The sequence below is a fragment of the Alcaligenes sp. SORT26 genome (assembly GCF_017377875.1).
Lineage (GTDB): Bacteria > Pseudomonadota > Gammaproteobacteria > Burkholderiales > Burkholderiaceae_B > Alcaligenes > Alcaligenes parafaecalis.
Map to the genome: position 1 here is coordinate 567,856 of NZ_CP070975.1, position 19,533 is coordinate 587,388.

19 protein-coding genes are annotated in these 19,533 nt (G+C 55.4%); 11 read left to right on the forward strand and 8 right to left on the reverse strand.

The window, feature by feature from the left end:
• Positions 1-9 precede the first annotated feature (9 nt).
• The 4 genes from hpaI to JYG33_RS02600 are packed head-to-tail and all read right to left on the reverse strand — an operon-like array spanning position 10 to position 2,773.
• The gene (gene hpaI / locus JYG33_RS02585) at positions 10-774 is read right to left on the reverse strand and encodes a 4-hydroxy-2-oxoheptanedioate aldolase (protein WP_207874075.1); all 765 of its coding nucleotides are present in this window, start codon (positions 772-774) and stop codon (positions 10-12) included.
• Between the two features lie 24 nt (positions 775-798).
• On the reverse strand, positions 799-1,602 hold the full coding sequence (gene hpaH / locus JYG33_RS02590) for a 2-oxo-hept-4-ene-1,7-dioate hydratase (protein ID WP_207874077.1): 804 nt from the start codon (positions 1,600-1,602) through the stop codon (positions 799-801).
• Positions 1,586-2,296 (reverse strand): flavin reductase family protein, encoded by a 711-nt coding sequence (locus JYG33_RS02595; RefSeq protein WP_207874079.1) that lies wholly within the window; start codon positions 2,294-2,296, stop codon positions 1,586-1,588. The genes hpaH and JYG33_RS02595 overlap by 17 nt, the downstream gene beginning before the upstream one ends.
• Positions 2,297-2,320: 24 nt before the next feature.
• The gene (locus tag JYG33_RS02600; protein WP_207874081.1) at positions 2,321-2,773 is read right to left on the reverse strand and encodes a VOC family protein; all 453 of its coding nucleotides are present in this window, start codon (positions 2,771-2,773) and stop codon (positions 2,321-2,323) included.
• Between the two features lie 156 nt (positions 2,774-2,929).
• Between JYG33_RS02600 and JYG33_RS02605 the strand changes: the two genes are divergently transcribed.
• Positions 2,930-3,496, forward strand: a complete 567-nt coding sequence (locus tag JYG33_RS02605; RefSeq protein WP_207874083.1) for a MarR family transcriptional regulator — start codon at positions 2,930-2,932, stop codon at positions 3,494-3,496.
• On the opposite strand, the gene JYG33_RS02610 is transcribed toward JYG33_RS02605, so the two are convergent.
• The gene (locus tag JYG33_RS02610) at positions 3,493-4,401 is read right to left on the reverse strand and encodes a LysR family transcriptional regulator (protein ID WP_207874085.1); all 909 of its coding nucleotides are present in this window, start codon (positions 4,399-4,401) and stop codon (positions 3,493-3,495) included. The genes JYG33_RS02605 and JYG33_RS02610 overlap by 4 nt on opposite strands.
• Positions 4,402-4,512: 111 nt before the next feature.
• Here JYG33_RS02610 and metE point away from each other — a divergent pair, with 111 nt between their 5' ends.
• The 3 genes from metE to JYG33_RS02625 all read left to right on the forward strand — a co-directional run bounded on the left by metE (position 4,513) and on the right by JYG33_RS02625 (position 9,106).
• Positions 4,513-6,807, forward strand: a complete 2,295-nt coding sequence (gene metE / locus JYG33_RS02615) for a 5-methyltetrahydropteroyltriglutamate--homocysteine S-methyltransferase (protein ID WP_207874087.1) — start codon at positions 4,513-4,515, stop codon at positions 6,805-6,807.
• A gap of 264 nt (positions 6,808-7,071) precedes the next feature.
• Positions 7,072-8,049: a DUF1852 domain-containing protein gene (locus JYG33_RS02620; protein WP_207874089.1), complete on the forward strand. Its 978-nt coding sequence runs from the start codon at positions 7,072-7,074 to the stop codon at positions 8,047-8,049.
• A gap of 28 nt (positions 8,050-8,077) precedes the next feature.
• Positions 8,078-9,106: a methionine synthase gene (locus tag JYG33_RS02625; RefSeq protein ID WP_207874091.1), complete on the forward strand. Its 1,029-nt coding sequence runs from the start codon at positions 8,078-8,080 to the stop codon at positions 9,104-9,106.
• A gap of 168 nt (positions 9,107-9,274) precedes the next feature.
• Here JYG33_RS02625 and JYG33_RS02630 read toward each other — a convergent pair whose 3' ends face one another.
• On the reverse strand, positions 9,275-9,877 hold the full coding sequence (locus JYG33_RS02630; RefSeq protein ID WP_207874093.1) for a DJ-1/PfpI family protein: 603 nt from the start codon (positions 9,875-9,877) through the stop codon (positions 9,275-9,277).
• 107 nt (positions 9,878-9,984) lie between these two features.
• Between JYG33_RS02630 and JYG33_RS02635 the strand changes: the two genes are divergently transcribed.
• From JYG33_RS02635 to JYG33_RS02645, 3 genes are all read left to right on the forward strand, one after another.
• Positions 9,985-10,530, forward strand: coding sequence for a TetR/AcrR family transcriptional regulator (locus JYG33_RS02635; RefSeq protein WP_207874095.1), 546 nt, complete (start codon positions 9,985-9,987; stop codon positions 10,528-10,530).
• A 208-nt stretch (positions 10,531-10,738) separates the two neighbouring features.
• Positions 10,739-11,386 carry a TetR/AcrR family transcriptional regulator gene (locus tag JYG33_RS02640; protein ID WP_207874097.1) on the forward strand — a complete coding sequence of 216 codons (648 nt, stop codon included), beginning with the start codon at positions 10,739-10,741 and terminating at the stop codon, positions 11,384-11,386.
• Between the two features lie 21 nt (positions 11,387-11,407).
• Positions 11,408-13,120, forward strand: coding sequence for an acyl-CoA dehydrogenase family protein (locus tag JYG33_RS02645; protein WP_207874099.1), 1,713 nt, complete (start codon positions 11,408-11,410; stop codon positions 13,118-13,120).
• 57 nt (positions 13,121-13,177) lie between these two features.
• Here the strand turns inward: JYG33_RS02645 and JYG33_RS02650 are convergent, their stop codons facing one another.
• On the reverse strand, positions 13,178-13,543 hold the full coding sequence (locus JYG33_RS02650) for a VOC family protein (RefSeq protein WP_207874101.1): 366 nt from the start codon (positions 13,541-13,543) through the stop codon (positions 13,178-13,180).
• 70 nt (positions 13,544-13,613) lie between these two features.
• Between JYG33_RS02650 and JYG33_RS02655 the strand changes: the two genes are divergently transcribed.
• Together JYG33_RS02655 and zigA are read left to right on the forward strand one after the other, a co-directional pair.
• On the forward strand, positions 13,614-14,315 hold the full coding sequence (locus tag JYG33_RS02655; RefSeq protein ID WP_207875712.1) for a YafY family protein: 702 nt from the start codon (positions 13,614-13,616) through the stop codon (positions 14,313-14,315).
• 167 nt (positions 14,316-14,482) lie between these two features.
• Positions 14,483-15,706: a zinc metallochaperone GTPase ZigA gene (gene zigA / locus JYG33_RS02660; protein WP_207874103.1), complete on the forward strand. Its 1,224-nt coding sequence runs from the start codon at positions 14,483-14,485 to the stop codon at positions 15,704-15,706.
• Between the two features lie 39 nt (positions 15,707-15,745).
• Here the strand turns inward: zigA and JYG33_RS02665 are convergent, their stop codons facing one another.
• Entirely contained in the window at positions 15,746-16,627 is an 882-nt protein-coding gene (locus tag JYG33_RS02665) for a LysR family transcriptional regulator (RefSeq protein ID WP_207874105.1), read from the reverse strand.
• A 171-nt stretch (positions 16,628-16,798) separates the two neighbouring features.
• On the opposite strand from JYG33_RS02665, the gene JYG33_RS02670 reads away from it, so the two are divergent.
• Positions 16,799-18,352, forward strand: a complete 1,554-nt coding sequence (locus JYG33_RS02670) for an MFS transporter (RefSeq protein ID WP_207874107.1) — start codon at positions 16,799-16,801, stop codon at positions 18,350-18,352.
• A 180-nt stretch (positions 18,353-18,532) separates the two neighbouring features.
• Positions 18,533-19,513 carry a DJ-1/PfpI family protein gene (locus JYG33_RS02675; protein WP_207874111.1) on the forward strand — a complete coding sequence of 327 codons (981 nt, stop codon included), beginning with the start codon at positions 18,533-18,535 and terminating at the stop codon, positions 19,511-19,513.
• Positions 19,514-19,533: the final 20 nt, after the last annotated feature.

The following is a 19,533-nucleotide window of genomic DNA, read 5'->3' on the forward strand; positions in this document are numbered from 1 at the left end:
GGAAAATAATTACGCAATATCCCGAAACGCCTCCCGCAAAGCCCGCGCACCATTCGACAACACCCCGACATCAGACCCCACTGCGACAAACACGGCCCCTAGTTGCAAGTAAGTGCGAGCCATAGCCAAGTCACCGCTGAGAATACCCGCCGCTTTACCGGCTTTACGAATCTCGCCAATGGCTGTCGCTATTGCCTGCTGCACTTGAGGGTGTCCAGGATTGCCCAAATGACCCATCGACGCTGCCAGGTCAGCCGGGCCGATGAACACTCCATCTACGCCGCTGACCCGTGCAATCTCAGGCAGGGCTGCCAGACCCGCCATGCTTTCAACTTGCACCAGCGTACAAATCTGAGTGTCAGCTTTGGCCAGGTAATCGGGTACTTGTTGCCAGCGTGAGGCTCGCGCCAAGGCTGCTCCGACCCCGCGCACCCCAACTGGTGGGTAGCGTGTTGCGGCGACGATGCGTGTGGCCTGTTCGGCGCTTTCTACCATCGGAATGAGCAGGGTTTGGGCCCCCAGATCAAGTAAGCGTTTGATCTCTACAGTGTCATCACTAGAGGCACGGACAACCGCGTGTGCCGGTGTGCCCGCCAGGGCCTGCAGTTGCGCCAAGGTTGAGGGCACGGTATTGGGGGCATGTTCGTTGTCGATAACTAGCCAGTCGTATCCGGTACCTGCGAGTAGTTCGGCGGTGTAAGCGTTGGCCAGGCCCAGCCATAGGCCAATTACCGGATCGTTCTTGCCAAGCGCTTGTTTGAAGGTGTTATGCATAGCTAAATCTTGGTGAGTAAAGGATCAGACGAAGTGGCAGCCGACGCTGCCCAGTGGTCCGAAGTCAGCATGAAAGGTGTCGCCGCCGTTGGCATGCACTGGTCGAGTGAAAGAGCCGGAGAGCACGATGTGTCCCGGTTCGAGGCCACTGTCGAATGCAGCCAGGCGATGGCATAGCCATGCAACACCATTGGCAGGGTGGTTAAGAACACCTGCTGACAGGCCTGTCTCCTCGATGACGCCATTACGCATCAACAGGGCACCCACCCAGCGTAAGTCCAGATCATCTACACGCACTGGACGCCCACCGAGGATCACCCCGGCATTTGCCGCATTGTCGGCAATGGTGTCGACCACCCGACGTGGTCGCTTAGTTTCACGGTCTAGCTGTTCGGAGCGTGCATCGATGATCTCCAGTGCGGGTACCACATAACGGGTGGCGTCCAGCACATCTAATAGTGTCACTTGCTCACCCGCCAAGCGGCGGTTCAGGATGAAAGCCAGTTCCACTTCTACCCTGGGAAGGATTAGCTGCTCGCGTTTGATTTCACTGCCATCGCCCCAGAGCATGTCATCGAGCAGTACGCCGTAGTCTGGCTCATCAATCTGTGAAGCCATTTGCATCGCCCGCGAAGTCAGGCCGATTTTGTGGCCGATAATTCGCTGACCACGGGCAAGCTTCATCTGTACCCAAGCGTGCTGGATGGCATAAGCATCAGTGATGCTCATCTCGGGATGGCTCAGCGAAATCTGACGTATTTGCTCGCGAGAGCGCTCGGCCTTATCCAGGTATTCAGCGCTTTGGCGCACTTCATTTGCATTCAACATCTTGGCCTCTGGAATGTGTCGGGGCTGGGGCTTGCCAGTTCAACAACTGCTGCGCCTGTCCCTGATCCTTCAGGGCCTGCCATTGCTGGGGAGAGGGCGTGGAAAGCTGGAAATCGGCTGATACTTTGCAGTACCAGCCCGGACTGTGAAGACGCCCGATCAAGGCCATTGGCAATGGGTCGATGAACATCTTGCTGACGTCGGTAACGGCCTCGTCGCATAGGTGTACGCCGACGATGTCTGCGAGTACAAAGGTTCGTATACCGTCAATATCAATCAACTGGCGGACCTTGCACTCCATCGAGCATGGGCTCGATCCGATTCTTGGCACAGTCACCTGCTGGCTTGGGAGCATTTCAAGTCCCGCCTCTTGCGCTTCATTCAAGTCGGCATCGAAGTCTATAGAGGTGATAGTCATGCGTCCGGCCATATTTTCCGAGACCAGATTGACTACAAATTCGCCTTGGTCGACGATGTTGCGTGCTGTGTCTTTGGGCTCACCCGCGCGCGAACCGATGCAAAGGCACAGCAACGGTGGGTCCCCGGACATCACATTGAAAAACGAAAATGGTGCGACGTTGACCGCACCCGAAGCACTGCACGAACTCACCCATGCAATAGGCCGGGGAATTACCGTGGAGTGCACCAGCTTGCTACGTTGCGAGCTGCTTAAAGCTTTCATATCGAAATACATGTCTCACTCCTGCTAGCTATACATTTAGCGATTGGCGCTTGGGCCCGGTTGCTGCTCTTCTACTGCGACACCCGCGCTACGAGCCGTGGCCTGATGCAGCTCGATAAGGTTTCCTGCGGGATCGCGCAGGAACAACTGTTTCAGGTTGGGAGAGGCAACATTGTCGAGGGTGAAGTACTCGATGCCTTGCTCCACCAGCTCTTGTTCGGCGGCAAGTATGTCCTCGACGGCAAGGGCAAAGTGATTCGAGACCGGGTCCTGATCTGGTCCTTTGGCGTACTGGGAAACGCCTTCGCAACCAAGAATGTGCAGTTGGGTGCCATTGGGTAGGTTGAACCAAGAACCGTAAATGCCAGGAATCTTCCAGCGAGACGGGTCTTGTGGCAAAGCCAGCACGTTGCGATAGAAATCAAGCATGGCATCGGCCTGCGCATGATTGACGCCGAAACCAACGTGGTGCAATTCAATTACTTTCATGGTGTATAGGCTCCTTCGGGATTTTTAATTGAGGCTTGGCCTTTGATTGTTGTGAAGCAATAGAAATATAGTACGGCTATCGTATTATACGCAAGTGGTACTATTTCTTTGCGCTATGATTGCCAACCTTCCCTTTGGTATTGAGCTTGACCCATCATGCACCGGTCCAAAACATCCGCTTCTGCGCCATCTCTCACGGCTCTTAAGGCAGTACGCCCTCACTTGGAGCTGATGCGCGCTAGTGCCGCCGAAAACACCAACCCAAGCCGTGCAGGGTTAGGCTTGTTGATGCTGTGGCTGTGTGACGATATCGAGCAGTGTGCGAACAGCCGTCTCGCGCCGTTCGGCCTGTCAGAGAACAAATTCGATGTATTGATGTTTTTCAGTCTGGCAGAGCGGGGATTGGTGGAGAGTCAGGCGATCACGCCGTCCAACATCGCGGAGTATTTCGGCGTGACGCGCTCTACAGTGACATCCTTGCTGGACTGGCTGGAAAAACGAGATCTGTTGCGCCGCAAATTAAGTACCGAGGATCGACGCAGTTTTGCTTTGGAGTTAACGGATGAGGGCCGTAAGTTGGTGGACGAAGCCCTGCCTGCGTTCTGGCAGATGTGCGAATCGCTGACCAGCAGCCTTGATGAAGCGGAATGCCAAGTACTACAAAAGATGCTCGCCAAACTCTGGGCCCAACTTAAGTCCGGCGCTAAGACGGGCCGTCGCTAGGTAAGGCTTGGTCCTGTACTCGGCCCAGACCTCCGAGCCAGATCCATAAACGCCTGCAGATAATCAATCACGGCCTCCGTCTCCCTCATCCCCAAGAAAATCTGCTTGGCGATGCCATGCTTGCCCAACCTCACCGGCACCACATCCAGCTTTTCTGCATACTCCTCCACTAACCATCGGGGTAGGGCTGCGACCCCGCGCCCGCTGGCCACCATCTGCATCATGATGTCTGTTGTCTCAATCGCCTTGTGGCGTCGGGGGGCGATGCCTGCGGGCAGCAAAAACTGGTTGTAGATATCCAGCCTGTCTATGTCGACCGGATAGGAGATCAGCACTTCCCGGTCCAGGTCCTTGGGTTTGGCATAGTCCACCTTAGCCAGTGCATGAGCTTTATTGACCACCAGCACCTGTTCATAGTCGAACACAGGCTCGAACTTCAAACCCGGTTTATAGAGCGGGTCTGGTGTCACAAGCAGATCGATTTCAAAGCCAAACAGCGCGCCGATGCCGCCAAACTGGAATTTCTGCTTCACATCCACATCCACATCCGGCCAGGCACTGAGATACGGCGAGACGATCTTCAGCAGCCACTGATAGCAGGGGTGGCATTCCATGCCGATACGCAGCGAGCCTCGCTCTCCTTGAGCAAACTGCCCCAAGCGTTCTTCAGCCAGATCCAGTTGCGGCAGGACGCGATTCGCGACGGCCAGCAGGTACTGCCCAGCCTGGGTTAGCTGCAGGCTACGGCCTTCGCGTCGCCAGATTTCGGTGCCCAGTTGCTGCTCCAGTTTCCTCATGGTGTGACTAAGGGCGGATTGGGTAACGTGCAGCACGCCTGCGGCGGCGGTCAGGGACCCTTGCTTGTCAACTTGCTGTACGACGGCCAGATGGATGCGCTCTAACATGATTCGTGAAGGATATTCATGGATTGGTGAGATAAGACCATTTTACTTCATTGATATGGCTTCCTACAATGCAAGTCATTCTTTAATTCACTGGCCTATTGAGAGCAGCACATGACGACGATTCATAATCTTGGCTTTCCGCGCATCGGCGCCAAACGGGAACTGAAGTTCGCCTTGGAGTCTTACTGGAAGGGCGAATCTTCGCGTGACGAACTCAAGGCTCTGGGTGCTCAACTGCGCCAGCGTCATTGGGAGAACCAGACGGGTCTGGATCTGGTGCCCGTGGGCGACTTCTCTTTTTACGATCAGGTGCTGGATGCCAGCTTCTTGCTGGGCAACTTGCCCGAGCGAGTCCAGGGTTTCCATGGCGATGAGCTGGATAACTACTTCCGCGTAGCGCGCGGTCGTTCGGCCAAGGGCTTGGAAGATCACAGCGCCTGCTGCGGTGGTGGTGTGGCTGCTGGTGAAATGACCAAGTGGTTCGACACGAACTATCACTACATCGTCCCCGAATTTACGGCTGACACCCAATTCACGCTGGACGCCTCGCGTCTGCTGGAGCAGTTGGCTGAAGCCAAGGCCCAGGGCGTGAAAGCCAAGCCTGTGATCATTGGCCCCGTGACCTATCTGGCGTTGGGCAAGGCCAAGGATGAATCCAACAAGCTGGTCTTGCTGGATCGTCTGCTGCCTGTGTATGCCCAATTGCTGGACACGCTGGCGAAGGCGGGTGTGGAGTGGGTGCAGATTGACGAGCCTATTCTGGTTACCGAACTGGACGCCGAGTGGCAGCAAGCGTTCAAGACGGCCTATCAGCACCTGAAGTCCTCAGGCGTGAAACTGCTGGTGGCGACTTATTTTGGTGAGCTGCTGGAAAACGCCGCTTTGGCCGCCAGCCTGCCTGTGGCCGGTTTGCACGTCGATGCCATCAATGACCGTGATGGCGTGGAATCCCTGCTCAAACTGCTGGGAGAGGACAAAGTCTTGTCCCTGGGCGTGATCAATGGCCGCAATATCTGGAAGACAGATTTGACTGCTGTTCTGGATTGGGTCGAGCCTATCGCGAAGCAACTGGGCGAGCGCCTGTGGATTGCACCTTCGTGCTCTCTGTTGCATGTGCCGGTTGATCTGGACAGCGAACAAAAGCTGGATGCCGATGTGAAGTCCTGGCTGGCCTTTGCCTTGCAAAAATTAGACGAATTGCGCGTATTGGGCAAGGCCCTGCGTGAAGGTCGCGATGCTGTGAAGGCTGAGTTGGCCGAGAACCTGGCAGCCCTGACGGCTCGTCGCAACTCGTCTCGTGTGAATAATCCTGCTGTCAAAGCGGCGGTTGCTCGTATCAATGCTGAACTGGGCAAGCGCAAGAGTGTTTACGCACAGCGTGCTTCCAAGCAAGCTGAATTCCTGAAGCTGCCCGCATTCCCCACCACCACGATTGGTTCTTTCCCGCAGACGACTGAAATCCGTCGTGCGCGTAGTGAGTTCAAGGCTGGTCGCCTGGATGAAAGCAGCTATCAGAACGCCATGCGTGCCGAGATTGAGCGCAGCGTGCGCGAACAGGAAAAGCTGGGTCTGGACGTTTTGGTGCACGGTGAAGCCGAGCGCAACGACATGGTCGAGTACTTCGGTGAGCAACTGGACGGCTACGCATTTAGCCAGTTCGGCTGGGTGCAGTCCTACGGTTCGCGCTGCGTGAAACCACCTATTCTGTTTGGTGACATCAGCCGCCCTCAAGCCATGACGGTGGAGTGGATTACCTACGCTCAGTCCCTGACCCAAAAACCCATGAAGGGCATGTTGACGGGCCCCGTCACGATTTTGAACTGGTCCTTTGTGCGTGATGACCAGCCACGCTCGGCTTCTTGCCTGCAATTGGCGCTGGCCATTCGCGAGGAAGTGCTGGATCTGGAAAAGGCCGGTGTACACGTTATTCAGATCGACGAAGCAGCCTTGCGTGAAGGCTTGCCACTGCGCAAGTCGCAATGGAAGAGCTATCTGGATTGGGCCGTGGAAAGCTTCCGCATCACCGCTAACGGCGTGGGTGACGAGACGCAGATTCATACCCACATGTGCTACTCGGAGTTCAACGACATTATTGCGTCCATCGCCGATATGGATGCAGATGTGATCACCATCGAAACCAGCCGTTCGGATATGGAATTGCTGGAAGCCTTTGAGAACTTCCAGTACCCCAATGAAATCGGCCCTGGCGTGTATGACATTCACTCGCCCAACATCCCGACCGAGCAGCACATTGTGGATTTGATGAAGAAAGCCGCCGAGCGCGTGCCAGCAGAACGTTTGTGGGTGAATCCCGACTGCGGTCTGAAAACACGCCAATGGGCAGAGGTGATTCCCGCGCTGACCAATATGGTGGCGGCAGCGAAAGCTTTGCGAGCAAGTGCCTGATCGAATCAGGAGCAGTTTTGGCGGTGAGTCCCGGCCAACTGCCGGGACTTTTTTTGAGGGGCTGGGCGTAGTGCTTCATCACTGTGTTTCAGCTTCCCCAGAAAGTGCGGTGTGTGGGGCAGGGGTGAAACCGGCTCAGTCCTGAAACAGGCCAGGCAGCGAGCGCAGAGCAAGCATAAACAAGATGAATTTATTTTTCTAAATCAGTGATTTAGCTTGAAAGTAAATTCGAGATTGATAACAGAAATTAGGGCATACATAAAAATGAATAAAGAATTCGCGTTCAGCATCAAAAGCATCCGTTTTGATGAAAACTACCGTCCATCCGACAACACACGCATCACCACCAATTTCGCCAATCTGGCCCGTGGTGAAAGCCGCCAGGAAAACCTGCGCAATACCTTGAAGATGATAGATAACCGCTTCAATAGCCTGGCACACTGGGACAATCCGAATGGGGATCGTTACTCGGTCGAGCTGGATATTGTTTCGGTTGATATTGACGTTGAAGGCAATGGTTCTACGTTCCCTACCATTGAGATTCTGAAAACCAACATCATTGACTGTAAAGAAAACAAGCGCATTGAAGGTATTGTTGGAAACAACTTTTCTTCTTATGTGCGGGATTACGATTTCAGCGTTGTTTTGCTGGAGCACAACAAGAATAAAAACGGCTTCAGCGCGCCAGAAGGTTTTGGCGATTTGCACGGCAAGCTGTTTCAGTCTTTTGTGAACTCCACGCTGTATAAAGAGAACTTCAACAAATCCCCCGTTATCTGCCTGAGCGTGTCCAGCAGCAAGGTTTACCACCGGACCGGTAATCAGCATCCCGTATTGGGTGTTGAGTACCAGCAGAACGAGTTCTCTCCTACCGATGAATATTTCGCCAAAATGGGCTTGCAGGTTCGCTATTTCATGCCCCCAAATAGCGTTGCGCCTTTGGCCTTCTATTTCCGTGGTGATCTGCTTAGCGACTATACGAATCTGGAGTTGATCAGTACGATCAGCACGATGGAATCCTTCCAGAGAATTTACCGTCCCGAGATTTATAATGCCAACTCGGCGGCTGGAATGCGTTACCAACCCAGCCTGAAAAATGCAGATCACTCGGTCACGCAAATTGTCTATGATCGCGAAGAGCGTAGCCGACTGGCGGTTGAGCAGGGCCGGTTTACCGAAGAGAGTTTTATCAAGCCATACAAAGTTATTCTTGATCAATGGGCTGCTAGCTACGCGCTTTGATTAATCAAAAACAACAAGGTTATTTATTATGAAAAAATTGCTACCCACCTCCACCGCTGGCAGTTTGCCTAAACCCTCTTGGCTTGCTGAACCCGAGAAATTGTGGTCGCCCTGGAGACTGGAAGGTGAGGACCTGGTCGAAGGCAAGAATGACGCACTGCGTCTGTCCCTGCAAGAGCAACTGCACGCCGGTATCGACCTGATTAGCGATGGCGAGCAAACCCGCCAGCACTTTGTCACCACGTTTATTGAACACCTGGACGGGGTTGATTTTGAAAAGCGTGAGACCGTTCGTATTCGTGACCGTTACGACGCCAGCGTGCCAACCGTTGTGGGTGCAGTGACTCGTCCCAAGTCCGTGTTTGTGGACGATGCCAAGTTCCTGCGTCAGCAAACCACGCAGCCGATCAAATGGGCGCTGCCTGGTCCCATGACCATGATCGATACGCTGTATGACAACCACTACAAGAGCCGTGAAAAACTGGCTTGGGAATTCGCCAAGATCCTGAATCAGGAAGCCAGAGAGCTGGAAGCGGCTGGTGTGGATATCATCCAGTTTGATGAACCTGCTTTCAACGTGTTTTTTGATGAAGTGAACGACTGGGGTATCGCTACCTTGGAACGTGCCATTGAAGGTCTGAAGTGCGAAACTGCCGTGCACATTTGCTATGGCTACGGCATCAAGGCCAACACGGATTGGAAAAAAACCTTGGGTTCGGAATGGCGTCAGTACGAAGAGTCCTTCCCCAAGCTGCAGCAATCCAAGATCGATATCATCTCCCTGGAGTGCCAGAACTCCCTGGTGCCTATGGATCTGATTGAACTGATTCGTGGCAAGAAAGTGATGGTTGGCGCGATTGATGTGGCGACCAATACGGTTGAAACGGCGGACGAAGTAGCCAACACGCTGCGTAAAGCACTGAAGTTTGTGGATGCTGACAAGCTGTATCCGTCCACCAACTGCGGCATGGCACCTTTGCCACGCGCAGTGGCACGCGGCAAGCTGCATGCCTTGAGCGCCGGTGCTGAGATTGTTCGTAAAGAATTGTTGGGCTAAGACGCCTTAGGGCATCGTTTAGTCTCGTAGTTCAAGCTGCCCCCAGCAACAGTGATGGCCTTGCCATCACTGTTGCTGGGGGCAGTTCTATTTGGGCTGCGGATAGCTAGTGTGATGCGTCACGGCTAGAGTCACGTCGACTCGTTTTCCAGGACCCTTCAAAGCATATTAAATACGGGCTTCCTGGATACTCCGTTCAACGAGCTCCGCATAAATCGCTTCTTGCCCTGCTGGATACACTGGCAGCAAGGTTTCCCGCCGTTTCTGCGCATCGAAAAGTGATTCCACCAGCCAGCCCACAAGGTATAGAGAAGCCAGGCATCCGCCTGCGTTGGCAAGCTTGCCGTAACAGACCAAGGCTTGATCGACGGGTTCCAGATCCACATCCTGCAATAAAGCGCGCGCATCGGGGTGGGTGGTTGCCCTGCGTTGGGGTAGCAAGCCCAGGCGCTCCAGAAAAAACACACCTGCACAAATCGAGCCTATGAATTGACGCTCGGGGTTCAGGTGCAGATTGGGTAGAAAGTCAGGATTGCTCATGGCCGCTGGCACTCCCTTTTTACCGCTGCTGAACAAGACCGCATCGGCTTGGCTGGCTTCGGATAGAGGTCCCTGTGTCTGTATTTCCAAACCATGCGCAGATCGTAAAATAGGTGCCGCACCCAGTATCCTGACGCGCCAGTCTCGTGTGTTTCGACCTAGCAGGTCCCACATCAGAAACAGATCTATGTCCGTGAATTGGTCGAAGGCAATCAGTGCTATTTCTTTCATTACAAGCTCCATGAAAAAGCCGCAATCCCTGTTCTTGCGGCGGTCACCGTGAAGCTTCGTAGTCTATTTATTCACTAATCACCCTACACAGGCTGTATGTTCCCGTGATGCGCAAGTTGACGAGAGGCGATTGGATTGAGGCAGGTTTGAAAACCCTGGATCTGGAAGGCTATATCGGCGTTTCAGGGGAGCGGGTTGCTCGCCGCTTGAATGTGACGCGCGGATCGTTCTATCACCATTTCCGCAATCGCGAGGACTTTGTGCGGGCACTGCTCTCGACCTGGGAGCATGACTACACCGCTTGCATGTTGGAGTATGCGGCGCAGGGGCAGGGGGCGGTGGAGGTTTTGAAGCGCTACATTCATATCGCTGCCGATAAGCAGCCTAATCGAGAAGTGGCCATTCGTGCATGGGCTTTGCACGATCCTTTGGTGGCGGAGTATCAGTCGCGTGTCGATGCCACGCGTCTGGCCTTTGCGATCAAGACCTCAAAAAGTGCTTTTCTACTACCCAGGCATTCAGAGATTGTGGGGGAGATGGCGCATCTGTTTTTTATAGGTGGGCAGCAATCTGGGGTGCGTCACAATGCGGCTCGCTTCGGGAGTCTGCTGGGTGGGGCTCTGGAAATCTTTCGCAACCGCTCCAGGGTTTAGGGCGGATCAAGCGAGGAGGGCGGGGCCGGGGAATGGCTTGAGCAATGAAGGGTTTTTACAGTCTACGCACATCAAAAATTTGATGTTTTCAGTCTGCCCGCGATGGTGAAAGACGAGCCCCCTCAATACTTGCGATTAAAGAAATCTTGTCCGCCGTAAAGAAATGAACTAGGATTCACTCATGTAATGAATACGAGTTCACTTCTTTATGGCTTACCGTCAAACCCCCGCTGTTGAAGCCCGCCTGCAAGATAATCGCAGCCGTATCCTGGAAGCCGCTCGTGCTTTGGTGAGCGAAGGCGGTTGGCAGGAGGCGCAGGTTGCCAGTGTGGCGGCCGCTGCCGGTATCGCGACGGGAACGGTCTACCGTTACTTCCCGTCCAAGGCGGAACTGTTTGCAGAAGTCTTGTCGCTAGTGTCTCAGCGCGAGGTGGATGTGCTGACAGACATCGCCCAGGCTGACGGTTCCTCTACCTTGCGCCTGCATTCGGCCGTCTCCACCTTCGTCAAACGCGCCATGCGCAATCCCCGTCTTGCCTATGCCTTGATCGCGGAGCCGTGTGACAAGGAGATTGACGCTGCGCGCCTGGTTTACCGCGCGGCGATCAGCCAAGTGATTCATTCCATTGTTTCCATGGGTCAGGACGCCGAAGAAATGCGTCGTGATGTGCAGCCTGATATTGCGGCCACTGTCATTGTGGGCGGCTTTATGGAAGGCCTGATTGGCCCACTTTCTCCCTTGAGCCGTCAGCAGCACGATGGCACGGACAGTTACCAGCGCCAAGTGGCGGCGCTGGCTGACCAGATTGCCCAGATGGCTTGTGCCAGCGTGGCAGTCCTTTCTGCCACGCCTTAGAAAAACAGATCGGAGACAGACATGAATCAGCCCCTTGCCAGCAGTATTTTGAATGCTCCAGCGGATCGTTACAGCACACATCAGGTTCTGAACCAGGCCTTGCCTGCCAGTGGCTTTAACGCTTTTACGGGCGATGCGATATTGCAGGCGGCCATAGCACGGGAAGCGCCGTGGGCCGCGTCGCGTTGTCAGGCTTTGGGGGCGGTGGCCGGTGATGAAAGCGTGCAGGAACTGGCTCGTTTGGCTAACCGTCATTTGCCTGAATTAAAAACGCACGACCGTTTTGGCAATCGAATTGATTGGCTGGAGTTTCACCCAAGCTGGCACGAGCTGATGGGGCTGGCTTGGCAGCATGAAGTCCCGAATTTGAGCTGGCGCACGCAAGAGAAAAACGGTCACTTTGCGCGTGCGGTGTTGTCGTATCTGTGGAATCAGGTGGAGCACGGCACAGGCTGTCCGACCGGTATGGCGTATGCAGCCTATGCAGGTTTCGAGGCCGAGCCCGCTTTGGCCGTGTGGGCGGACAAGCTCAAAGGCACTCGCTATGAATACAGCCGTCGGGAAGTGGGGGAGAAGCCCTCTGTGGTGATTGGCTATGCCATGACAGAAAAGCAGGGCGGGTCTGATTTGCGCGAGACACAGACCACGGCGCGTTTTTCCCATAGCGCGGATTATCACGGTGCCACGGCACATTGGTATGAGCTGACCGGGCATAAATGGTTTTGCTCCGTGCCGCAGTCGGATGGCTTTTTTACGCTGGCCAAAGTCAATGGTGGCGTGACATGCTTTTTCTTGCCGCGCACCTTGCCAGATGGCAGCTATAACCGCTTTTTCGTGCAGCGCCTGAAGGACAAGGCCGGGAATAAATCGAATGCTTCCAGCGAGGTTGAATATGCAGGAACGCTGGCAATTCGGGTGGGGGAAGAAGGGCGCGGTATTCGGGAAATCCTGTCGCATTCGCATCTGACAAGATTGGATTTTGCGATTGGTTCAGCAGGCTTGATGAGGCAGGCACTGACCTTGGCCTTGCGCCACACCACATCACGCAAGGCATTTGGAACCTCCATTGCCGACCGCCCCATGATGAGCAATGTGCTGGCCGATATGGCGGTGGAAGTGGAGGCGGCGACCTTGATGGCATTGCGGGTGGCCAAGGCAACGGATCAGATACCAAGCAGCGAACACGAGAAATTCCTGGCCCGTGTAGCGACACCCGCCGCGAAATACTTCAATTGCTCGCGAGCGCCTTCCATTGCGAACGAGGCTTTGCAGTGCCATGGCGGGAACGGCTTCATCGAAGAAAACCCGATGGCGCGTGTGTACCGCGAAGCCCCCTTGAACAGTGTCTGGGAAGGGACGGCCAATATGATGTGCATGGATGTACGCCGTGCCATGATCAAGGACCCGCGCACGGTGGAGGCGGTATTCAATGAGCTCAAACCCTTGGCCGGGCAAGATCGGCGGTTTGATGCACTGGTGCAGCATACCGAACGCATCGTGCATGCGGCGATCCAGGATGAGTTCCTGGCCCGTCCCATGACTGAAGCTGTCGCCCGTGTGTTGCAGGCGGCAGAGCTGATGCGATATAGCTCTCAAGAGGTTGTGGATGTATTTTTAAGTACGCGTAGTCCAGGGCAAGTAGGTGCCTGGGGGGCGCATTACGGCACCTTGGCGATGACAGTGTCGCCTGCGACAGCGCAGAAGATTGTGCTTCGGGCTAGCGTGTCGGATTGAGCCGCAATGGCTAAACAGGCCGAGGCGCTTCGTGAGGGCTCGGCCTGTTTCTGACCCTTAGCCTGCGGTACACACTCGCAGCCGATGCCCGTCCAGATCCAGTGCCACAAAGGTACGTCCGAACACAGCCGTTGCAGGCTCTTGCTCGATCTGTATGCCCGTAGCGACCCAGTCCTGATAAAGCTGATCCACGGCTGCGTCATCATCGGCTAGAAACGCGAGTTCGGATCGATGCCCTGTCCCGGACGATACAAAGCTGGCAGCCTGGGTAGACCATAAGCCCAGCGTCAGTCCTGTGTTCAGTTCAAAAGCGACATAGGTGGGAAAAGACTCGGTGGGGGCTTTCTTGAGCAGTTTTTCATAAAAAATGCGGCTGGCTGCTGGATCTTCAACATAGAGAAGCAGCAGGTTTGGGTGTTTCATCGTCAGTCCTTTGTGTGATTGATCCGATGATTATGGGTGACCATGCTGCCAAAAAATGGCAGTATCCAGCATGGCCCGAGCAGAACGACTTCTTTCTCTTTTACAAGTACTACGCCGACACAAGCGTCCGGTCAGCGGTGCGCGGCTGGCGGAGGAGTTGGGTATCAGCATTCGTACCTTGTATCGGGATATCGCTTCTTTGCAGGCGCAGGGGGCAGATATAGAAGGCGAACCGGGGGTGGGCTATGTCTTGCGTCCCAGCTTTATGTTGCCGCCTTTGATGTTTTCTCAGGCAGAGCTGGAAGCCTTGCTGCTGGGGTTTCGCTGGGTAGAAAAGTTCGCAGACGAGCCTGTCACCAAAGCTGCTGCGGATGCGATGGCCAAGATTTCGGCTGTGCTGCCTGATAGCCTGAAAGACAGCCTGGAGAGCACGGCCCTGCGGGTCGGGCCCAGATTGATTCAGGATGCAGAAGTCGTTGACCTAGGTATCGCACGTACAGCAATTCGCCTGCAACGCAAATTGCACATCAGGTATGTGGATGGGGCAGGCCAGAGCTCGGAGAGGGTAATCTGGCCCTTCGCCTTGGGCTACTTCCAACAAGTTCGGATTTTAGTAGGCTGGTGTGAGCGTAAAGAGGATTTCCGTCATTTTCAGACGGACCGGATACAGGTTTTGTTGAGCCTGGAAGAGCCATATCCCCGGCATCGAGCGGACTTGTTTGCACAGTGGCGAGCAACACAAAGCGATCTACGTGGCTTGCCTGACATCTGACGCTCAGGATTTGCTCTTCAAGTTCTATATTGTTCGTTTATTGCTTCAAGCCCTCCTGACAAGAGGGTTTTTTCTTGGTCAATTATTGTTATGTTATAACATCTCAAAAAATTGGCGAGAAATCCTCTGGAACGGATCGCCCACTGATGCATTAAGGACGAAGAGAAATGACGATAAGCCCCGACAACAGCACGGCTGATCACACAGCCCGAATTCCCGTAACGGTCTTGTCCGGTTTTCTGGGGGCGGGCAAGACGACTTTGCTGAATCACATCCTGAACAATCGCGAAGGCCGCCGCGTCGCCGTCATCGTGAACGATATGAGTGAGGTCAATATTGATGCTGCTCTGGTTCGCGACGGCGGTGCTGAACTATCGCGCACGGATGAAAAGCTGGTGGAAATGAGCAACGGCTGTATTTGCTGCACCTTGCGGGAGGACTTGCTGCTGGAGGTCGACCGTCTGGCCAAGGAAGGACGGTTTGATCAGTTGGTGATTGAATCCACTGGCATTTCAGAGCCACTGCCCGTAGCCGAAACCTTTACCTTTGAAGGCGAAGATGGCCGTTGTCTGGGTGAAGTCGCTCGGCTGGACACCATGGTCACGGTGGTGGATGCCTTTAATTTTCTGCGTGACTACCGTTCGCAAGACAGCATCCAGTCTCGTGGAGAATCCTTGGGTGAAGAAGACGCGCGTACCGTTGTGGACTTGTTGATTGAGCAGATCGAGTTCTGTGATGTGTTGGTTCTGAACAAGATCGATTTGATCAGCGAACCAGAACGTGAGCGCCTGATGGCGATTCTGAATAGCCTGAATCCCCGCGCTCGTATTGAAACGGCCGAGTTCGGCAAGGTGCCCTTGGACCGCGTACTCAACACCGGTTTGTTCGATTTTGAAGAGGCTTCCAGAGCCCCAGGCTGGTTGCAGGAATTGCGCGGCACTCACACCCCGGAAACGGAAGAGTACGGCATAGGCAACTTTGTTTACCGCGCCCGCCGCCCGTTCCACCCGCAGCGTTTTCTGGAGTTGGTCGAAAGCGAATGGCTGGGCGTGGTGCGCTCCAAAGGCTTTTTCTGGTTGGCGAATTTCCCTACCTTGGCGGGCTCCTGGTCACAGGCCGGGGCCGTTGCCCGCTACCACGTGGCGGGTTACTGGTGGGCCTCCATGCCGCCCGAGCGTTGGCCGGAAGATCCCGAAGCGCTAGCCCTGATCAAGGAGAAATGGGATGAGCAAGTAGGGGACGCACGTCAGGAACTGGTGCTGATTGGCATGGATATGGACGAGGCTGCATTACGAGCCCGTTTCGATGCCTGCTTGTTAAGCGATGCAGAAATGGCCAGTGGTCCCAGTACCTGGACAACATGGGCGAATCCGTTTTCAGACTGGCCTTGATGGGATTGAGGTCTTGCCAGCCCTTTGAACCCTTGGCGCTCAGGCCTGCGCAGCCCCCGCCAGTCGCGTAGAACGATGCTCCCGATATGCCGCCGCCAAGGTCCTCAAGGCTTCCCGCGAACGCTGATCTGTCAGTGTCGAATGCAGCACAATCCGGGAAGGGGGCAGGGCAGGCAGTCCCAGACGCTGGCCCACATCAATCGCATCTGGCGGTGCCAGGCGGCACGAAAATGCTGCCACCGCCAAACCCGCCGAGACTGCCGCCATCACGGCGGCATGGCCTCCACCTACAAATACTTCATTCCATTCAATCCCGGCAGTGCTTAAGGCGTGTGTCGCAATATCCCGCACGCCACAGCAGGGGGCCAGGGCGGCCAAGCGTAATGGCTTGCCTTCTTGCTGATGAAAGCAGGGTGCCGCAAACCAGGCAAAGTGTTCAGGCCCCAGGTCCTCTCCATCACGGCGATGATCTTCTTGCCGCACGATGACGGCGTCCAGTTCGCCCTTGTCAAAATCCTCCAGCAAGCGATGCGAGCTTTCCAGACGGACTTCAATCGTCAGGGCGGGGTCTCGCTCATTCAAACGGGACAGCAAGGTAGGAACTTCCGGCCCGGCAACGTGCTGGGCAATCCCCAAGCGGAAGCGGCGGCAATCGCAGAGTAGGGCGGCTCTGGCGCGGTCATGCGCGGCAATGAATTCACGTGCGGGATTAATGAACACCGTACCTTGGGCAGAGAGCCGCACCAGTCTTGGAGTGCGTTCGATCAGTTTGTAGCCCAGGCGTTCTTCCAGGCGTTTCAGCTTCACGCTGATCGCGCCTTGTGTGGTGCCCAAGGCTTCGGCGGCTTTGGTAAAGCTTTGGAACTCGGCAATGCTCACAAAAGCCTGTACGGACTCCACATCCAGAATGGGGCGGCTCATGATCTATCCATATTTGTTGTTTCTGATATACCCAATCATAGCATTGATGAATGGCTGTCCCGTCCCTACTATCTCTCCTGACTGAGCGGTGCCGGGCTGCTTGGTTTTGGCATCTACGCCGTGGTTCGCCGGGACGGCGACGTGTATTGACGACTTTTTGGAAAGATAACGATGACTCCCTCTATCCCGTGTCAGGGCCGCTATGCCTTGGCCGCTGTGTGCTTGTCGGCCTTGATGCTGGGCCTGGAAATCTCCAGCGTTCCGCCGATCTTATCCACCATTGAACAGGTCATGGGGGCCAGCTTTCGGCAACTGCAATGGGTGATGGCCGCCTACACCATTGCCATGACGACCATTCTGATGGGCGTGGGTACTTTGGCGGACCGCTATGGCCGCAAGCGCATTTTTACGATCGGGATTGTGGCGTTCGGAATCACCTCCCTGGTATGCGGGCTGACGGAAAGTGCCGCTGTTCTGATTGGCGCTCGTTTCCTGCAAGGCTTGAGCGCCGCCATGATGCTGATCTGTCAGATTGCTATCTTGTCGAATCAGTTTCGAGACGGGCAGCAGCGTGGCAAAGCCTTTGCATGGTGGGGTGTGGTCTTTGGGGCAGGACTGGGTTTTGGTCCGATAGTGGGTGGTCTGATTCTGTCTTTGGCCAGTTGGGAATGGGTGTTTTTGATTCATGCTGTGTTGGCTATTGTGACCTTGTTGTTGGCGCGGGCCGGTGTCCAGGAATCACGTGACCCCCAGGCCAGCAGCCTGGATGTAGCGGGAATCACGACCCTGTCGCTGGCCGTATTTTGTCTGGTGCTCTTTGTGACTCAAGGCCCCGTGTTGGGTTTTGCCAGTGTGCAGGCTTTGAGCATTATTGCCCTGTCCGTTTTGAGCCTGATCGCCTTTGTTTTCGCAGAGCGCAGAAGTGCGCGTCCCATGCTGGAGTTTTCCGTATTTCGCATCCGTCGTTTTTCCGGCGCCTTGCTGGGCTCAATGGGAATGAACTTCAGCTTCTGGCCTTTTATCATCTATCTGCCTATCTACTTTCACGTGGGGCTGGGGTATGACAGCGTGCAGACCGGGCTGGCTCTGCTGGCCTATACCTTGCCGACCCTGTTTGTCCCACCTTTTGCAGAACGGCTGGCACAGCGTTGGCAAGCGGGTGGCGTCATCACGTTGGGTCTGGCCTTGATCGGCCTGGGTTTTGTAGTGATGAAAATAGGCAGTGTTTCCGATCAGCCGGGCTGGCTGATTCTGCCAGGCTGCGTGCTGGCCGGGATTGGTCTGGGTATGGCCAATACGACGACCACCAATGTGATTACCGCCTCGGTGTCGGCTGAGCGAGCCGGTATGGCCTCGGGGGCAGATACCAGTGCCCGCATGATCTCCTTGGCCTTCAATATTGCTGTGATGGGCTTTGTATTGGTGCAAGGCATCATGAGCGATCTGCGTAGTCGATTGGGTCTGTCTGCCGACAGTGAGCTGCGTTATCTGGCCGAAAAAGTAGCCTCGGGCGATGTTAGCGCTGTGTCGCAAAGCAGTGTCTTGCTGGTTCAGGCCGCCGATCCTGTAGAGGCGGCCCATACTGCCCTGATTGCCGGGTTTGGCTGGGTCATGGTGTACGGCGCATTGGCCGCGTTTACCTTGGCAGCCTTGAGCTTTATGGTCTTTGGGCCTGCCAAGAAGGTCGCTCGGATGGACTGCAAGGCGAAGTGCGAAGCGGCTTAGCTCAGTGCAGGGTTGGGGCGTGTATCTGGCCAGCAAGACGCGATCTGTTCTGTCGCGGTTTACCCTTGATCAAGCCATCCATCACCTGTGCTACCATCGCCGGGCATTCTGGCTCGGGCATGGTGCCCGTCCGGGAATTTGCCTGTCCGCGTTTGCCGGACAGTGTTCATTGCATGGCTTATGAGCTCTCCTCTTTGCGTTGCAACATCGGATTCTTCGGCTTTGCGTCAGGTCGTCATCCTGGTTTTTGAAGGGGTGACCTTAACGGACGTCTCTGGCATCAGCGACGTCTTTTATATTGCCTCGACACATTTTCCAGCGGTGACCTTGCCAGGCTATCAGGTGCTTGTGGCGTCCTTGCACGGTGGACCGGTACGGACATCCTGTGGGGTGGTGATTGCGACTGAGCCTATCGCCCAATGTGCAGCGCAGTGCATTGATACCTTGGTTGTTCCCGGTGGTGGGCCGCCGGAACAGCCGCCCATACCGCCGGATCTGGTGGCCTGGTTACGTCAGTATGGGCACCTGGCTCGTCGTGTTTGCGCCGTGTGCACGGGAGCGTTTTTAGTGGCTGAAGCGGGTCTGGCAGACCAACGTCGTTTGACGACGCATTGGCAGGCGGCGCAAGTGCTGGCGGCTCGTTATCCGGCGGTTCGGGTGGAGCCCGAGCCTGTGTTTGTCCGCGATGAAAGCCTATGGAGTACCGCCGGGTTCAGCGCCGGTGTGGATATGGCTTTGGCTTTGTTGGAAGAAGATCGAGGTTATGACGCCGCCATGGATCTGGCGCGTTTGCTGGTGGTGTTTTTAAAGCGCTCGTCGGCACAGTCTCAGCATTCCGATACCCTGTCCAGCCAATGTGGTGTGCTGGCCGACTTTGGGCGTTTGCATGCCTGGATGGCCGACAACCTGGGAGCAGATTTAAGCATCGAAGCTCTGGCCGAGCGTGTCACGATGAGTCCACGCACCTTTGCGCGGCGCTATGTAGAAAGCGTGGGCCGGACCCCCGCTAAAACCGTAGAACTCTTTCGGGTGCAGGCAGCGCAACGCTATCTGCAGGAAGCCCGTTTGTCCTTGAAGCAAGTGGCCGCTCTGTGTGGCTTTAGCAGTGCGCAGCATTTGCGCAGAGCCTTTGCTCGTCACGTGGGCTATACCCCCGATTAAGTGCATCAGCAGCACTCGCT